Source organism: Paenibacillus sp. IHBB 3054 (assembly GCF_051594305.1).
Taxonomy (GTDB): Bacteria; Bacillota; Bacilli; order Paenibacillales; family Paenibacillaceae; genus Paenibacillus_AQ.
In genome coordinates this window covers 60,559-77,731 of sequence record NZ_JBOFBG010000019.1, presented here as the reverse complement: position 1 = coordinate 77,731, position 17,173 = coordinate 60,559, and the positions used below count along the sequence as shown (strand labels likewise).

General features: G+C 51.6%; 11 protein-coding genes and 1 pseudogene. 6 read left to right on the top strand and 6 right to left on the bottom strand.

The genetic code is table 11. The annotated features are described in order from the left end of the window. Positions 1–17 precede the first annotated feature (17 nt). The 3 genes from map to ACQ76X_RS20300 all read left to right on the top strand — a co-directional run bounded on the left by map (position 18) and on the right by ACQ76X_RS20300 (position 3,676). Positions 18–764: a type I methionyl aminopeptidase gene (map, locus tag ACQ76X_RS20310; RefSeq protein ID WP_438495642.1), complete on the top strand. Its 747-nt coding sequence runs from the start codon at positions 18–20 to the stop codon at positions 762–764. Between the two features lie 452 nt (positions 765–1,216). Beyond that, entirely contained in the window at positions 1,217–2,512 is a 1,296-nt protein-coding gene (locus tag ACQ76X_RS20305) for a GntP family permease (protein ID WP_038586967.1), read from the top strand. A 21-nt stretch (positions 2,513–2,533) separates the two neighbouring features. Further along, positions 2,534–3,676, top strand: a complete 1,143-nt coding sequence (locus tag ACQ76X_RS20300; RefSeq protein ID WP_438495641.1) for a glycerate kinase family protein — start codon at positions 2,534–2,536, stop codon at positions 3,674–3,676. Between the two features lie 89 nt (positions 3,677–3,765). Here ACQ76X_RS20300 and ACQ76X_RS20295 read toward each other — a convergent pair whose 3' ends face one another. Beyond that, positions 3,766–4,221, bottom strand: a complete 456-nt coding sequence (locus ACQ76X_RS20295; RefSeq protein WP_438495640.1) for a PucR family transcriptional regulator — start codon at positions 4,219–4,221, stop codon at positions 3,766–3,768. After that, positions 4,166–4,774 (bottom strand): sugar diacid recognition domain-containing protein, encoded by a 609-nt coding sequence (locus ACQ76X_RS20290; RefSeq protein WP_438495639.1) that lies wholly within the window; start codon positions 4,772–4,774, stop codon positions 4,166–4,168. The genes ACQ76X_RS20295 and ACQ76X_RS20290 overlap by 56 nt, the downstream gene beginning before the upstream one ends. A 234-nt stretch (positions 4,775–5,008) precedes the next feature. Here ACQ76X_RS20290 and ACQ76X_RS20285 point away from each other — a divergent pair, with 234 nt between their 5' ends. Both ACQ76X_RS20285 and ACQ76X_RS20280 read left to right on the top strand, forming a co-directional pair. Further along, entirely contained in the window at positions 5,009–5,329 is a 321-nt protein-coding gene (locus tag ACQ76X_RS20285) for a carboxymuconolactone decarboxylase family protein (protein ID WP_438495638.1), read from the top strand. Positions 5,330–5,458: 129 nt separating this feature from the next. Then, positions 5,459–6,184, top strand: coding sequence for a hypothetical protein (locus ACQ76X_RS20280; RefSeq protein WP_438495637.1), 726 nt, complete (start codon positions 5,459–5,461; stop codon positions 6,182–6,184). Between the two features lie 131 nt (positions 6,185–6,315). On the opposite strand, the gene ACQ76X_RS20275 is transcribed toward ACQ76X_RS20280, so the two are convergent. The 4 genes and pseudogenes from ACQ76X_RS20275 to ACQ76X_RS20260 all read right to left on the bottom strand — a co-directional run. Continuing rightward, positions 6,316–8,982, bottom strand: coding sequence for a cation-translocating P-type ATPase (locus ACQ76X_RS20275; RefSeq protein ID WP_438495636.1), 2,667 nt, complete (start codon positions 8,980–8,982; stop codon positions 6,316–6,318). 374 nt (positions 8,983–9,356) lie between these two features. Beyond that, on the bottom strand, positions 9,357–12,932 hold the full coding sequence (locus ACQ76X_RS20270; RefSeq protein WP_438495635.1) for a M14 family metallopeptidase: 3,576 nt from the start codon (positions 12,930–12,932) through the stop codon (positions 9,357–9,359). A gap of 579 nt (positions 12,933–13,511) precedes the next feature. Beyond that, positions 13,512–14,483: an S-layer homology domain-containing protein gene (locus ACQ76X_RS20265; RefSeq protein WP_438495634.1), complete on the bottom strand. Its 972-nt coding sequence runs from the start codon at positions 14,481–14,483 to the stop codon at positions 13,512–13,514. An 82-nt stretch (positions 14,484–14,565) separates the two neighbouring features. Then, a pseudogene (locus tag ACQ76X_RS20260) lies at positions 14,566–14,871 on the bottom strand (SDR family oxidoreductase); the annotation flags it as partial. Between the two features lie 237 nt (positions 14,872–15,108). Between ACQ76X_RS20260 and ACQ76X_RS20255 the strand changes: the two are divergent. After that, positions 15,109–17,088: a GTP-binding protein gene (locus tag ACQ76X_RS20255; RefSeq protein ID WP_438495633.1), complete on the top strand. Its 1,980-nt coding sequence runs from the start codon at positions 15,109–15,111 to the stop codon at positions 17,086–17,088. Positions 17,089–17,173 lie beyond the last annotated feature (85 nt).

Below are 17,173 nucleotides of genomic sequence, written 5' to 3'. Positions count from 1 at the left end.
GAGCGAATAAGCAAAAGATGATCATTTTAAAATCCCCTAGGGAAATCGAAGAGATGAAGCCGGCGAGCCAAATCATTGCGGACTGCTACCGCGAGGCGGCCAAACTGATCGAGCCTGGAATCACCACCCGGGAAATCAATGACTTTGTTGCCAGACACATCACCAAGCTGGGCGGCAAGCAGTTTACGAAAGGGTACAATGGTTTCCCCGCCGAAACCTGCATTTCGGTCAACGATGTGGTGGCCCACGGCATTCCTTCGAACCAGGTGCTTATGGACGGCGATTTGCTTAAGCTCGACATCGTCGTGGAATACGGCGGATGGTTCGGCGATTCGTGCTGGTGCTATGCGGTGGGCAATATCCGGCCGGAGGCGCAAAAATTAATGAAGGTGGCAAAGGAATGCTTGGATCTGGGGATTGCCCGGGCACTCCCCGGGGGCCGGCTCGGCGACATAACGTCGGCGATTCAACAGCATGCGGAAGCGAACGGGTTTTCGGTCGTACGCGATCTGCTGGCGCATGGGATCGGGCGGAGCCTGCACGAGGAGCCGAGCTACGAGCATATCGGCGTAGCCGGCAAAGGCATTCGGTTAAAGGAAGGCATGGTGTTTACGATTGAACCGATGATCAACGAAGGTACGTTCCGTATCACGATCGACGACGATGAGTGGACGGCGAGAACGGCCGACGGCAAGTTGTCGGCGCAATATGAGCATACGATCGCAGTCACGGCGGACGGACCGCTGATTTTAACGGCCCAGTAAGAATAGAGGCGAACGGACGGGAATGCCTCATTTTAGGAAATAAGTCGCCAACCCGGTCTGCTTGGCCTAACCGAAACGACGAAAAAGCGCTGAGCCCAGCCTGGAACCAGGGAAGCTTTTGTTAACATGGTTTGTAACTATACCGATTTACGAAAAACCGCGTATGCGGTTTTTTATTATGACTTCGGTATAAATTTTATAACTTTTTTGGAAAATAGTGTACAAATCGAACGAAACTTAGTGCATAATTCGTGGGCGCTCAACCCGTCGGAATTCTTCTGTACGCGCTTTTGCTTATTCGCTGAAGCATTACAGCATGTAATACTCCAGCTAGTTATTGGGAAAATCGTTGTTCAACTGCACAATGCATTTCGTCCGATTATCAATATTTTTTGGCGATGGTAAGCGTTACAATGAAAGCGTGTTCAACAAGAGCAATGGGAGGCATAACAATGGAAGGATTAATGATTGGCTGGTATGGCGCTTTGGCGGGGTTGGCAATTGCTATTATTCTGATATTAAGAAAACTGAATCCCGTATATGCGTTGTTTTTGGGGGCCATTGCAGGTTCGCTGATCGGCGGCGCCAATCTGGAGCAGACGGTAACTGTTCTTGTAAGCGGTACGCAAAGTGTAATGGGCACGGTGCTGCGTGTGCTCGCCGCCGGTGTCCTGGCAGGGGTAATGATGGAATCGGGGGCGGCCGAGACCATTGCCCAGGCGATTGTCAAAAAATTCGGTGGCAGCAAAGCCATTCTGGCCTTGGCCCTAGCAACGATGATTATTACCGCAGTGGGTGTCTTCATTCCCGTAGCGGTGCTGATTGTGGCTCCTATTGCTTTGTCGGTAGGCAATAAGATGGGAATTTCCAAGATGGCGCTGCTGCTTGCCCTATCGGGCGGAGGTAAAGCGGGGAACATTATCTCCCCCAATCCGAATACGATAGCCGCGGCCCGCGGGTTCGATCTGGACCTGAGCCACGTGATGCTGGCCGGCTTGATTCCGGCAGTGTGCGGTCTGATCGTAACCGTTATTGTCGCTTCACTTCTGAAGAAAAAAGGGATTATGGTCACAGACCAGGAGGCGGTGAACAACACCGCCGACACCTCCAAATATCCGCCGCTTCATCAGGCGATTGTTGCACCGCTCGTTGCGGTCATTCTGCTGATGATCAATCCGATTGGCTCGTTATCCGGAATTGAGGCATTGTCCAACTTCAAGGTGGATGCATTATATATCCTGCCGATTGCAGGGATTATCGGCATGCTGGCTATGGGCCAAGGCAAGAAGATCCTGCAGTACAGCTCGTCCGGATTGAACAAAATGACAGCAACTGTTCTGATCCTGATTGGTGCAGGAGGCATAGCCGGTTTGATTGCGGCTTCTGATCTGTCGACCCAGGTGGTTCAGTTGATTCAGGCTTCGGGTATATCCGGCACCTTCCTGGCACCAATTTCCGGTATCCTGATGGCGGCGGCTACCGCCTCAACCTCAACGGGTGTTATTCTGGCTACAGGCTCCTTCGGACAAGCCATTCTCGATATGGGCACCGCTCCGCTGGCAGCCGCAGTAATGGTCCATACCGGAGCCACTGTCATTGACTCTCTTCCGCAGGGGAACTACTTCCATGTAACGGCGGATAGTATGAAAATGACGATCAAGCAGCGGTTAGGGCTGGTCCCTTACGAGGCGATTGTCGGCGGAACGATGACGCTTGTGGCGACGATTATTTACGGATTTTTATTCTAATATCAAACATGGGGTGAGGAAATGAGAGAGAAAACCTTTGTACTGGCACCGGACTCCTTTAAAGAGAGCATGAGCGCTAAGGAAGTCTGCATTGCGATGGAAAAGGGGCTGCGAAAGGTTTATCCCAAGGCTGAATATATACATGTTCCTATGGCGGATGGAGGGGAAGGAACGGTCCAATCGCTTGTCGATGCCTCCGGAGGGCAAATTTATACCAAAGAGGTTATGGGACCGCTGGGGCAACCTGTTACAGCGAAGTACGGCATCCTCGGCGACGGCCGTACGGCGGCCATTGAGATGGCTTCGGCAAGCGGTATTCATCTGGTGGACAAGGCGGACAGAAACCCGCTTATCACCACCACCTATGGCACCGGCGAACTGATTAGGGAATGTCTTGACCGGGACATCCGCAATATCATTATCGGCATCGGGGGCAGCGCGACCAATGACGGCGGCACAGGGATGGCCGAGGCGCTCGGGGCCAGATTCCTCGATGAAGCGGGGAATGAGCTTCCGCGCGGCGGCGGCAGTCTGGACCGGCTGGCAAGCATTGATATTGCTTCTCTTGACGGGCGGCTGAAGCAGGTTCAGCTGATCGTGGCCTGTGACGTCACCAACCCGCTGTGCGGGGAGCAAGGCGCATCCCGGGTGTTCGGCCCGCAAAAGGGGGCTACACCCGGGATGGTCCTGCAGCTTGATGAGAATCTTGCCCATTATGCGGAAATCGTAAACAAACAGCTGGATAAGGATATCCGCGATTTGCCGGGTGCCGGAGCTGCCGGAGGACTTGGCGCGGGACTGCTGATATTTACACAGGCAGTTCTGCAGAAAGGAATCGAAATCGTTATTGAGTATACCGGCCTCAAGCACAAGCTGGCCGCTGCCGATATTGTGTTCACCGGCGAGGGCGGCATTGACTTCCAGACCAAATTCGGTAAAACACCGTACGGAGTGGCCCGCACCGCCAAAGCAGGCGGTAAGAAGGTCATTGCCTTAGCCGGTTACATCGGTGAAGGGATTGACACGCTCTATGCGGAAGGCATAGATGCCATCTTCGGAATTGTTCCGGGAGCGGCTGAACTGGAAAAGCTGCTAAACGACGGTCCGGCCAATGTCGAACGGACCTGTGAGAATATTGCGAGAGTGCTGAAGTTAAGCGAATAACGAATGCAGAAGGCCCCGAAGAAGAAATTCTTCGGGGCCTTCTGCAGTTAGGTACCGGAAGATGAGCGGCAGCAGCTCTGAAGTTTAGGTTACTTGTACAAGGCCAGCAATCCGTAGGTGAGCTCGAACAGCTGCAGCAGATTCCGCGGATCTTTGCCGGTGAGGCTCTCAATCCGTTTCAGCCGGTACTGCAGTGTATTCCGGTGAATGTTCAGCGCCTCCGACGTATGCGAGACACTGCAATTGTGGTTGATGAAACTCCTTAGTGTCTCCAGTAAATCGGCGGTATCCTCCAGCTTGATGGTGGTATTCAGAGTGTCCGTCAGCTCCGCATGGCTCAGCTTCACCAGAAATTCGGCCTCCTCGAAATGGATGGTCTGCGCAGAGGGCTTCAGCGCCAGCAGGATTCCCATGGCCGACTTCGCCTGCCGGTAGCTCTCCGCGATGCTGGCCTCCTGCTTACCGGAAGCCAGAAGCACATGCGGCTGATTATGAAGAATTTGCCGGATCAGCAGATTGCAGTCCTGCTGGTTCTGGACCAGCATAAGCCAGGTGTTCTCTTGGCAGCAGAATCTTGGCATTCTGCTCTGCCGGTATAAAATTCTTGATATACAGGACCGTTGTTTTGAGCAGCAGATCGATGTGATAAGCGGCTGCTTCTTTTCGTAATTTCTGCGAATAGGCTCCCTGATGAGCCAGCAGCAGTTCCAGGAACGCTTTCTTGCGGCTCGCTTCATTGGCGAGATCCTCCAGCGTATTTCTTTGTTCAATCAGAAGAGAGACTGTCGTTCTTACGATATTGCAAAAGGGGCGGACTTCATCCGGGTTGCCCGAAATTCCAATCACACCCACAGGCGCATCGCCTATAACAATCGGCTCATTGGTGCCCTTTTTTTCATAACGTCCATCCTCCCAGACCTCGACCATTATTCCGGTGGACAGTGCTTTGACTGCCCCCTGGTGAATGGTGCCGACCCGTTCTTTTTTTCCGCTGCCGATGATGACCCCTTTCCCGTTCATAATGTTGATGTTATAGGGGATGTCCATCATCATTTTATCTACAATTTCCTGTGCCTGCTTTTCGGAAAGCTCAAACAATCGGGTTCCTCCTTTGCCAAGCCGGTTATGCTCAGTTGTGGTCTTAGGATTAAAGCTTGTGCATTTGAACAAAATTATAGATGATCTTCCGTATTTATAAAAGCAGGAAGTGATGTTCTGACAGCATGAGGCCTGAAGGAAAGACACTGGCGGTTTTGCTAGTGACATTTCTGATAGCTCTTAGATCGGGAGATGGAGTAATTTAACATTAAATACTAGGATGGGGTGAAAGAAATGAATGACAAATCTTTAATCAGCAACGCTTTTCAAATGTTCAGTAAGGAAGCTCCGGCACATCAGGAGGCGTGGATGCAGGCTGTAAAGGGACTGGGGGCTGCAAGCAAGCTGGATTCCAGAACGGAAGCGCTGGCTTACATTGCGGTGCTTGCAGTGGCCAGACTTGAGAGCGGACTTCCTTTTCACGTGAAGCAGGCCAAGGCTCTGGGTGTCAGCAGAGAAGAAATCATCAGTGCTGTTCTGCTGGGACTTCCGGCAGTAGGGAATACTGTGGTTCAATCGCTTCCTGCGGCACTTGCGGCATATGATGAAGAATAGCCTATAATTCTATATCAAATGAACCGGCTGCATGCCTCTCAAGGGGTGTGCAGCCGGTTCTTTAATTTGCAACTTTAACAAGTTGTGAAGCGTCTAATTAAGAATGACAGCAGGATAAGGAGGGAATTCATGTACACAGCAAGAACTTTTGGAAGGTTCGCACTGGTGGCTGCAATGCTGCTCCTTGCAGCCTGCAGCACGACACCAGCAGCAGAACCGGAGGCCACACTGGCACCGCAGCAGTCACAGGAACAAGCTCAAACCGATCCGACTTCCAGCCCGGAGGCAAGCACTGGACCGGAAGAATCGGCTGATCCGACAGCACCGGCGGAACCTGAGGAAGGGATGCCTCCTACGGCACTGGAAGCTGCCGCAACGGTAATGAAGGCGCTGAAGAACAGTGATATGGAGTCGCTCGCGGCCTGGGTTCACCCGGATAAAGGCGTCCGCTTTTCGCCCTATGCATATGTCGACCCCAAGAAGGACCTGGTCTTTACCCGTGATAAGCTAGAGGGGGTAATGAAAGACAACACGAAATATGAGTGGCGGGAGTTCGCCGGTTCAGGTGAACTGATTGCGCTGACTTTTGCAGAATACTTTAAGCAGTTTGTATATGATGCAGACTTTGCCGGTGATGCCGAAATCGCGCTGAATAAAGGACTGGGGCAAGGAACGACAGTCAACAATATCAACGAAGTTTATCCGAAGGAAACTCACGACTTCGTGGAGTACCATATCGACGGTATCGATCCTTCCGTCGAAGGCATGGACTGGCGCAGCCTGCGGCTGGTCTTCGAGAAGATGGGCGAAGATCGTGCGCTTGTAGGCATCGTTCACGATCAGTGGACGCCATAAAAGCCTTAGATGAACTCAAACCACAATCAGAAGAGAAGAACAGAGATTACCCATCATAGGAGAATCTCTGTTCTGTATTGTGATCCATTTCAGCTTGCTTTAGTGGGAGTTACATAGTTTTTGAGATATCCCTATGGGCGGGCTCTTTCAACTGCTTTGGCTGTGAACGCTCTGCGAACCAGCTTCGTCAATTCCATTAGGATGACGGCACCGAGTGCCAGGCCGCCTGCAATCAGCCACTCTGACATCCCGAACGAAGCCGGAATAGAGAAGATTTCTCTGACTCCAGGCAGAACCGCGATGCCGTAAAAGGCAAAGCAGACCAGCACGGCTCCAATGACGTATTTGTTGCTGAAAAAGCCAGCTTCAATAGAAGTTTGACTGTTCGAGCGGGCGGTAAAGGTCTGAAGTGTACGAGACAAGATCAGGGTTGTGAACGCCATGGCTACGCCCATATCAGGTGAATTCTGAAGTCCGATATACAGGGATATGATTACGGCTATCCCTATAAGCAGACCACGGGTAATAATAGCCTGCATCATTCCTCCGGCGAAAATTCCTTCCTTGAGTTCTCTTGGTTTTCTGCTCATCACATTAGGTTCAGGTTTTTCCATACCGAGAGCAATGGCGGGCAGAGAATCATTCGCCAGATTGATGAATAGAAGCTGTATCGCCGTGAAGGGATTAATCCAGTCGAAGATAAGGGCAAAGAGGATGGCGATAATCGCACCCAGATTGCCGGAAAACAAATAGGCGATCGCTTTTTTGATATTGTCGAATACCGTTCTGCCCACAGATACAGCATTGACAATAGATACAAAATTATCATCGGTCAAAATCATGGCAGCCGCATCTTTAGCAACATCGGTTCCACTGCCCATGGCAACTCCGATATCCGCTTGCTTCAAGGCAGGAGCATCATTTACGCCATCACCGGTCATGGCTGTTATTTTGCCTTTCCGCTGCCACGCCCGGACAATTCTGATCTTGTTTTCCGGGGAGACTCGGGCGTACACACCAATCTGCTCAAGCTTATGATCGAGTTCTTCGTCGGACATGACATCAAGCTCTTGGCCGGTTACGGCAATTTCATGTTCTGTCATCAGGCCGATATCGCGACCGATCGCTTGTGCGGTTGTCTTATGATCACCAGTAATCATGATGGTCCGGATTCCAGCCTTCTTGGATTCTGCGATCGCGCCGTAGACGGCTTCCCGCGGGGGATCAATCATAGCTGTCAGACCTACCAGCACCAGATTTTGTTCATCCTCCAGTCCGACTTCAGTGACCGTATTTGGCACAGTTTTGTAAGCATAGGCAAGTACACGCAGTGCTCTGCTGGAGAACTCCTCATTGGCTTCGATGAAACGTTCGAGAACTTCCGGGGTCACCGGCACTTCTTTTCCGCTTAACAGTACATGCGTGCATAGACCAAAGAGCACATCCGGCCCGCCTTTGGTAATCATTGCTTTTTGCCCGTTAAACGTGTGCAGGGTAGTCATGAGCTTGCGGTCTGAGTCAAAAGGAAGTTCGGCTTCGCGGGGGAAATTGTCGCGTATTTCCCTGTAATCTCTATTCTTACTGTTGCTGAAGGCAATAAGTGCCACTTCTGTCGGGTCCCCCAGCTCTTTACCATCCTCATTAATGTTAGAGTCGTTACAGAGCACAGCAATATGTAGCAGACGCCGGGCTTCCTCAGACCATTCATCGGGCTGCTTGTTGAATTGATCACGGTCACCTTCCGGTAAAAAGTAATCTACAACCGTCATTTTATTCTGGGTTAGGGTGCCGGTTTTGTCCGTACAGATGACACTGGTTGATCCAAGGGCCTCGACGGCCGGAAGCTTACGGATAATTGCATGTTGCTTAGCCATCTTGTTCGTACCTACGGAGAGGACAATGGTTACGATCGAGGAAAGAGCTTCGGGAATTGCAGCGACTGCTACAGCGACTGCAAACATTAGCGCATTCAGGATGGCCTCCGTTGTATCCACTGTGTCATTCGACAGCCAAACACGTCCGGCCTGGATGGCAAAGATCAAAATGGACAGCAGTATAATGGCTACGCCCAGCTGCTTGCTGAATGTTTCGAGCTTGCGTTGCAGCGGCGTCTGCTTGGCTTCGGCGCTTTCAATGAGTTCAGCAATTTTTCCGATTTCGGTAGTCAGTGCGGTGTCCGTTACCATAAGGGTTCCACGGCCATATACAACCAAGGAACCACTGAACGCCATATTGCGGCGGTCTCCGAGCGGAGATTCCTTAGGGATGGTATCCGTATGTTTCTCAACAGCCTCGGATTCCCCGGTCAGCATGCCTTCATTTATCTTCAAGCTTCCCGATTCTATAATCCGGCCGTCGGCAGGTACAAAATCGCCGGCTTCCAGCAATACGATATCACCGCGAACAAGCTCCCTTGCAGGGACGGTTTGTAAAGCTCCATCCCGCAGCACTTTGGCCTCGGGTGCTGACATCTGCTGCAGGGCGTCGAGTGAACTCTCCGCTTTACGGGTTTGGATAACACTTATAACTGCATTGAGAATCAACACGAGAAAAATGATAAGCGACTCCATAACTTGTCCCATAACAATCTGGACGATGGCCGCTATAAGCAGTACGACCACCATAGGGTCCTTGAAGTTTTCAAGAAAAAGCTTCCAGATGGGATCTTTTTTCTTTCCTTTTAATTCATTGTAACCATCATTTTGCAGGCGTTTGTCGACTTCTGCCGACGTAAGCCCGTTAGCTGAACTCTGCACATCCTGTAAACTGTCTGCTACACTTTTGCGGTAATACTCCACTAATGATAGCTCCTCTCTGCTGTGGGGTGTCTTCGTTTCAGGTCTCATCAGTTTCGATTTACTGCACTAGTGCACATAACTACGTGTTTACGCAAGTATGATTTATTAGTTCATCTAATCAGTAGACTTCAAGACCTATCTTAAAACTTACGAATCAACCCGGAGCAAGTTTCAATTACTTCCAGATGCAATCTTATTGCAATGTGGATTTTGGGAGATGGATAAAGGCAGTCAAATGGAGAACGCGGAACTTTCGCTTACAGTAATCTCATTTACCCGGGTGATACGTAACTACTCTACGACAAACAGGGATGCCCTCAGCCATTGCGGCCGGGGGCATCCCTGTTCACATTCACGGCAATCATCCCTTCGGACTATTGCAGGTTGATGATGTTGCTGATAATGACAGCGGCTTGCGCACGGTTGGCAATACCTTTTGGCGCAAATGTGTCGGCTGTCATGCCTTTCACAATGCCTTCCTGGGTAAGCAGAGCAACTGCGTCTTTACCATAGGAAGCAATGCTCGATTTGTCTTTGAAGTTCGCAAGCAGCGCATCAGCATCGGTAACCGATTTGCCTTTGAACTTCGTCAGTGCGTTCGCGGCGATGATCGCCATCTCTTCACGCGTGATGGAGCGGTTAGGCTCGAACTTGCCTCCGCCAACACCGTTGATCAGACCACTGTTGACACCGGCAGCAACATAGCTGTAAGACCAATTCGAAGTTGCTACATCACTGAAGTCAGCCGAAACGTTCTCCAGCGGCAGGTTAAAGGCGCGGACGATCATGGTGATGAATTCAGCACGGGTCACTTCTTTGAGCGGTGCGAATGAGTTGCTGCCTACACCGCTAATGATGCCTTTAGCCGTCAATTCTTTGATAGCAGCTTCTGCCCAGGCTACTGTGCCAAGATCCGTGAAATTGACCGCCGGAGCTGGTGCAGCTGTCGGCTGTGGTGTAGCCGGAACTACAGTTGGAGCCGGTGTTGCGGTTGGCGTTGCGGTTGGAGCTGGCACACTAGTATCCGGGTAAGTCGGTGTAGCCGGAACCGGCTCAAGCGCACCATTATCCATACCGTCTGCTTCAGTAGCTGCCGGAGCGGAGGCATAGATCGCGTTCGCCAGTAATCTGAACTGGTTCTGCGGATGATATTTGTTCAGCAGATCGTTCGCGAACAAGGTCACATGAATGCTGTCCGTTTGATAATCCAATGCCAGCACCTGACCCTTGGCAGCATCGCTGTTCGGCCACCAGCCGGCTTTGAAGAAATCGTCGCCCGTTCCGTATTCCGCCAGCACTTCAGCGCCTTCCGGAACAGCCGTGATATAAGCGGCAGATACGGTATACAGGTATTCATTGTCTGCATAAGGAGCAGTAATTACGCTGTCTTGCGAGACGGTTGCTTTGAACAATCCTTCATGTGCTGCGGATCTGTCCGATTGGTTCACCGGATTGGAGTAATCCAGGCCCGGTAAGATATTCAGAGATTTAAGGCTGTTGAGCATTGTACGTCCATATCCGATGAACGGCTTGCCGCTGGCAATCAGGTTTGTACCTGTATTGACGAGGACGTCTGCCGCAGCAGCATCGGAAGTTACCTTAAATCCAAGATCGGCCACGATAAAGGAAGGTGCTGCGGCAATGCCAACATTCACTGGCTTGAGCAGTTTGCCTGTCTTGTCACCTGATGCGCTGAATGGCACTAGGTCGAGCAAGTATTTGGATGCTACTGTTCTCAGGTTTGATCTGGAGACCAGGAAGCTGCCTTTTTCATAGCCGGGTCCATCGTTCGAGAGCAGGGTTACTGCTTTTTGGTTCGCAAGCAAATCGTTAACCGCTTTGATCGCATCATTGTTGCTGTTGCGGATGACGTAATTTTGCTCAAAACGGTATTGATTCAGATCTGTCGTTGGAATGACGATGCTGCTAACTTGCTGTGTCTTGCCGGAGAATGCACCAGCGCTGCGGCTGATGTACCGGTCGAATCCCCGCATGTCCGCAAAATTCTGTACGGTGTCGGAATACATCGCATCGAAGTCGGATACATCCAGTCCGTCATACAGAACCAGGTTGGCATAGCCTCGTTTGGCCTGATGCATGTTCACCACATAGGTTCCTGCCGGATAAGTGACGCCATCCACGTTTACCGGAGTAATTGTCTGCTCTACCTTCACTCCATTACGAAGCAGGTATTGCACCATTTTGTATGTTTCCAGCACGTTCTTTTGCAGATCTTTGGCTACTGGAAGCACGTAATATTCAGGGAAAAAGTTACTTTCTTCCGTTTCACGCTCACGGCCGACCGATTCATATTTAGCGTTTACCAAATACGGGTCAACTGCTTTGTTGTCTTCATTGTTCAAGCCGCGTTTGAAGATTTCGAGTTGGTTCAGGAACAGCTTCTCTTTGTTGTCCTGCACATAGTTAGTGGCAGCCAGAGTTGCATAATAGAAGGCGTTCAGGGAATCCTCGTTCAGCTCCGGCACTTCAATGGTATGTCCAAGGGCACCTTGGTGCATCGCATAGACAGCAGTGTAAGCCGGTGAAGCATCATCCCATCCGGTAGCATTGCCATAAGGATCGGCATAATCCGGGTCATTCTTTAATTTCTCAGCTTCCAGATAAGGAATGTGGTACTCCTCATATTTGGTGTTGGCGATCCCGGCATTCCCCATTGCTGTGGCCTGTTCAATCAAATTGTCCATGACCAGATCGTATTCGACGTTCGGATCATGCGGTGGTGTGCATGGCTCGATCAGGAAGCCGCTCACGAACCCGTGCATATCCAGGAAGCTCAGCGGGGTCCACTTGGCGATTTGTGCTGTAACAGCCTGAGTCTCCGGTTGGGTCTGGTAGGAGTTGTCGCGGTTCGGGTCAAGCAGCGTTGAAGTCGCACGTGTGTTCAAAACACGGCCATCCGGATTCTCCACATAGTCGAGCAGGAATATTACATTGTCCAGCGCCTTGTCAATGTCCAGTGTAACGGGAACGATATTGCCGTCAGCATTGGTCGTATCATAGTTTACGATTTTCTCGGTCATCAGCGTATCCAAAAACTTAATAATAACGTCTACGCCATTGGCTTCATCCGCATGGATGTTGTTCAGCCAGATGGGCACTTTATAGTCCTGCAACTGGCCGTTTTTGATCATCTCCTGCAATGCAGCAGGATCATTGTTCATCAGCGGCAGTGTTTCATTCAAATATTGGTCTACGGACGCTTTGTCCTTGGCTATGATGGAGAAGTGGATCGCCCGTCCTTGTGTGGACGTTCCGATCTGCTGATACTCCACATAACGGCCATATTTATTGTTGCTGTCGGCAGTAATGGTATCAATCGCCGGTTTGATCTCATCATATGTATGATAGGTATCATACGGGTTCAGCTTCACTTGTTGCTGCACCAGCACATCATCATCAGGTGCGGCCGCCGTCAGGTTGTATACACCCGCAAGCTTCACATACTCGGCCCGGATGCCGCTAAGTGACAGGTTGGAGCCGAATGGCATATCGAAGTATACCAGAGCGGTTACCGTAGAAGGTGAGACAGTCTCATAGCTTACTTTTACGAACGGGTCACCCGTATATGCTCTAACGTTAGAAGCGTTGTTCCATTTTTTCCACTGTGTTAGCGGCTTCATCTCTTCCGCCGTTCTGCCAAAATTCCAGGTGATTTGGTCTGCTGTCAGACCATCGGGAAGGGTCAATGTTATCGGCAGTGTTCTGGCCTCGGTCATTGAGGCTTGGTAGACTGCTGTCGATACTGAAGGAACAGAAGTTTGATAGACTTCCGAGGAAACCGTAGATGATAAGCCGGAATCCGTGGATGCCGGTGCAGTTAAAACCTGAGGCTGTACCTCAGCGGCAACTTCACCGGCATAGGCTGCCGGAAGGATTCCGGACAACGTCAGGGTTAACGCGATTAATAAGGATAATAATTTCTTAGACATCATTTACCTCCCAGTAGTTCTCTCTATTTGTAGGCTTTCTAGTAAAACGGACTACTCCAGCGTCTGCAGGTTTATGCATCCCTCCAATAGATTCGCACGGCAATGCTACCATGATTATGTCATAATCACATCGCGTGTGATGAATTAATATACATAATATATTTTTAATATACATTTAATTTTATATAATATAGTATTTTATTCAAAAGCGGAAGCTTTTTCATAGATTAGTTGCCGGGGATCGCTCAAGGGGAGTTTATCAATGAGTCTGACAGGGAAAGAGAACGAACAGGATAAGCTTAATGAAAGGGATCTGCGGGAGCCATGGGAGGAAGAGCCTGAGATATGGATTGACGATGACTGCGTATGATGTGGGATGGTAGATTCTGTAGGTGAGAAAAGAAAAGCCAGCGGATAAATAACCGCTGGCTAGAAAGCTATTCACCCGTTGGGGTGATTTTGTTCAAATATAAGAATTTATATGCTTCACGCTATAAATTATCCTTCTATTTCTCGCTGAAACGGATACCGTCCTGTTGAGGACAGCGAAGCCGTTTCCACTTGTTCAGCAGCGGCAAATTATTGAACGCTGCTGGAGGATACTGAGGAACCGGCAGTGCCGGTTACAGGCTGGGCTGTCGCCGTATAGCCTTCCGGCAAGTAGGTGACTACGGAAGCTGCCGAGATCACCTGTGCGTAACTTTTGCCGGGATCCGGCTGGGTTACGCTGTAATAGATGACGGCTGTCTTGTTCTTGCCAAATTCGATCCGGTCGATGCTTAGGCCATAGCCCGGATGCGGCAGGTTGCTGACGGTCACTGTAACTTTGTTTACTCCGTCAGCGGCTTTTTCCAGCTTCACTGCCGTTTCATAATTATAAGAAGGAGCTGTTGTTCCGCCATCCGGCTCAATGACTTCCTTGGCGAATTTAGCTGCTTCGAAGAGCCATTCCGCTGCTTCCCCGCGGGTAACGGCTTCTGATGGGCGGAACGTGTTGTTCTTCTCCAGGGTAACGATATGTGTGTTAACCAGAATCTGCAGGCTGTTCATTTCCGCCGTGGATAGCTTGCTGCCATCGGAAATATTGGCAAACATCATCGTTACCGGGAAGTTGCCCTTGCTCTGCAAAGCCTGGGTCAGCAAATGAGCGAACTGGGCGCGTGTCATCGTGCTGTTCGGATCAACGGTTTTGTCCAAAGACAGGCCGTTCTGCTTGGCGGCTACGAATGCGGAAGCATACCAGGCTTTGTCCTTTACTTTGTCAAAGTAATCACTAGCTTTACCAGTGGTTTGCGGGGACAGCTGCAGTCCGCTTACGATAAACTGAATGCCCTGGGCGAAGGTTACTTTTGATTTCGGTGCGAACTTGTCGCTGGTTACTCCGTTGATAATCCCGTCCTTATGCAAAGTATTGATTTTGGCTTCGGCGGAATGGCCGTTCAAATCGGAAAATGCAAATGCCGATGTTCCCAAAGACAAGCTTGCTGCCAGAATGCTGCACGCTATGGTTAGTTTTTTAGCGTTCATCTGGAATGATTGATTCTTCTTCATTGTGCCTCACCTCTTATTCTCTTAGATGGCAGAATGCCGCAAAATGTTGCAGGGTAGCTCAAATTAAATGTAATTTAAGCATTTATCCGCGGAGCAGCGACTCGGCACCATCCACAAATATTTCCGTCCCCGTGACATGAAAGGACTCGTCCGAGGCAAGAAACAGCACCAGATTGGCTACCTGCTCCGGCTTGCCGGGAGCTTGCTCCAGCGGATGACTGCCGTCCGGAAACTCAACGGGGATTTTTACTTCCTCTATTGCATCGCTTTTGTACGTATTATCCCCAATATTGGTATCAATTGATCCGGGGCAGACGGCATTTACGCGGATGGCGTATTGCGCCAGCTCCAGTGCAGTCATTTTCATAAAAGCGACCTGGCCTGCCTTAATAAATTCCTCCTAAAAGTTGCTCTGTCAGTAACTACATACCCCTCTCATTGGGGATGAACCAGTCTGGAAGCGGGGATGCCGGAAGGTGCAGGGATGCTTCTGGTCCCTTCACCAGCGCTGTTAGCAACTCATACCGCTATGTCTCTTGCAATTGAACAAAAGAGCCATTTCGCAGTACACTTAAGGATGATAGCGCTATATTTACTACTTTCAGATCATGACAGGAGAACATAGATGATTCAGCAGCAGGGAATGGAGCGGATTAACGTCGGGATCTTTGCCCATGTCGATGCGGGAAAGACGACCACGACGGAGCATATTTTATATGAAAGCGGGCGGATTCGCGCGCTGGGCAGTGTGGATAGCGGGACGGCTATGACAGATTCGATGGAGGTCGAGCGGCAACGGGGAATATCGGTGCGGGCGGCGCTGGCTTCATTTGCCTGGAAAGGGGTGCAGGTTAATCTGGTGGATACTCCGGGCCACGTCGATTTTCTGTCCGAGGTGGAGCGGAGTCTGCGCGTGATGGACTGCGCGGTGCTGATCCTCTCGGCGGTGGAAGGTGTGCAGGCTCAGAGCGAGATGATCTGGAATGCGCTGCGCAAGCTGGGGATTCCGACCTTGATTTTTGTGAACAAAATGGACCGCGTCGGCGCTGAGCCGGGGGCTGTACTGGCCCAGGCGCGTACCTACCTGTCCGGCGATATTATTCCGGTCCAGGAGCCAGTCGGCAAAGAGCAGGAATACACGGGTGCCTCAGATTTATGGCAGGCAGGTGCAGATGCGGCGGCACGGACGGAGCTGCTTGAGGAGCTAGCCGAAAGAGATGAGCGGCTGCTGGAGCTCTACATGTCAGGTGGTTCCCCCGATCTTGGGGTATGGAAAAAACATCTGCAGGCGGAAGCGGCTTCGGGGCGGATGTTCCCGCTTGTCTACGGCGTCGCGGCTAAAGGCTTCGGCATTACGGAGCTGCTGGACGCGATGATCGATTATTTTCCCCGGGCTGGAGGGGATGCGGAGCAGCCGGTGTCCGGCATCGTGTACAACATTCAGCGCGATAAAAGCATGGGCCGCATGGCTTTTGTCCGTCTTTATGATGGAACGATACGCAACCGTGATACGGTAAAGAACTACTCACAGAATGTAGAGGCTAAAGTGACGCAGATCCGCAAGGTGGAGGGTGGACGGACGGAGGATGTCGGGGCGCTCGAGGCCGGAGATATCGCCGTAGTATACGGGCTCTCCGGCGTGCGGATCGGTGATGTGCTGGGCCGGCCGGATGCCATTCCGCAGGAAGCGAAGCTGGCTGTGCCGCTGCTGACTGTTCGTGTCTTCTGGGGAGCGGAATTCGATGACCGCAAGGTGATCGGCGCGCTTCAGGAGCTGGCGGACGAAGATCCGCTGCTGGATGCCCAGTGGCTGCAGGAGGAGCGGGAGCTGCATATCAAGGTCATGGGCCCGATCCAGCTGGAGGTGCTGGACAGCGTAATGGAGAGCCGTTACGACCTGAAGGTTACCTTCGGGCAGCCGTCAGTGATTTACAAAGAGACGCCAAGCCGCGCGGGTGAAGGCTTCATCGCCTATACGATGCCGAAGCCGTGCTGGGCGATTCTGCGCTTCCTCATTGAGCCGGGGCCACCGGGCAGCGGTCTGGTGTATGAATCGCTGGTGCGCAGCTCGGATCTGCTGCCGCAGTACCAGAACGAGACGGCCCGCCGGGTGCCGGAGGCGCTGCAGCAAGGCCTCTACGGCTGGGAGGTGACCGACCTGAAGGTGACGCTGGTGGAGGGGAACCATCATGTGTGGCATACCCATCCTCTGGATTTTGCCGTGGCTACGCCGATGGGCATTATGGACGGGCTGAACCGAATCGGCACCAAGCTGCTGGAGCCGATTCTCCAGGTGCGCATTGTCGTGCCGGAGGAGAACGGCGGCCGTGTAATGAACGACCTCGTGCAGATGCGCGGCACCTTCGAGCCGCCGCTGCTGCAGGGCGAGCGGATGATCATCGAGGGCCGGCTGCCGCTGGCGACATCGCTTGATTACCCGGTGACCCTGAGCTCTTACACGAAGGGGCGCAGCACATTCACGTCTTTTTTTGCCGGCTACGAGGAATGCCCGCCTGACGTCACCGCCGAGCGTACCCGCCGGGGTGTGAACCCGCTCGACCAAGCCAAATATATCCTCAGCGTGCGCAAGGCGCTGCAAGGATGAAGCGGGAAGAGGCTAGTGGAGTGAGGCTAGGTGGAGTGAGGCTGGATGAAGGAGAACGGGGGGCGGAGGATTATGCCGGCCGTAT

Excerpts from the sequence above, each read along its gene's own strand:
- map (WP_438495642.1), top strand. The coding sequence starts at position 18 with ATGATCATTTTAAAATCCCCTAGGGAAATCGAAGAGATGAAGCCGGCG.
- ACQ76X_RS20305 (WP_038586967.1), top strand. The coding sequence starts at position 1,217 with ATGGAAGGATTAATGATTGGCTGGTATGGCGCTTTGGCGGGGTTGGCA.
- ACQ76X_RS20300 (WP_438495641.1), top strand. The coding sequence starts at position 2,534 with ATGAGAGAGAAAACCTTTGTACTGGCACCGGACTCCTTTAAAGAGAGC.
- ACQ76X_RS20295 (WP_438495640.1), bottom strand. The coding sequence starts at position 4,221 with ATGCTGGTCCAGAACCAGCAGGACTGCAATCTGCTGATCCGGCAAATT.
- ACQ76X_RS20285 (WP_438495638.1), top strand. The coding sequence starts at position 5,009 with ATGAATGACAAATCTTTAATCAGCAACGCTTTTCAAATGTTCAGTAAG.
- ACQ76X_RS20280 (WP_438495637.1), top strand. The coding sequence starts at position 5,459 with ATGTACACAGCAAGAACTTTTGGAAGGTTCGCACTGGTGGCTGCAATG.
- ACQ76X_RS20270 (WP_438495635.1), bottom strand. The coding sequence starts at position 12,932 with ATGTCTAAGAAATTATTATCCTTATTAATCGCGTTAACCCTGACGTTG.
- ACQ76X_RS20265 (WP_438495634.1), bottom strand. The coding sequence starts at position 14,483 with ATGAAGAAGAATCAATCATTCCAGATGAACGCTAAAAAACTAACCATA.
- ACQ76X_RS20255 (WP_438495633.1), top strand. The coding sequence starts at position 15,109 with ATGATTCAGCAGCAGGGAATGGAGCGGATTAACGTCGGGATCTTTGCC.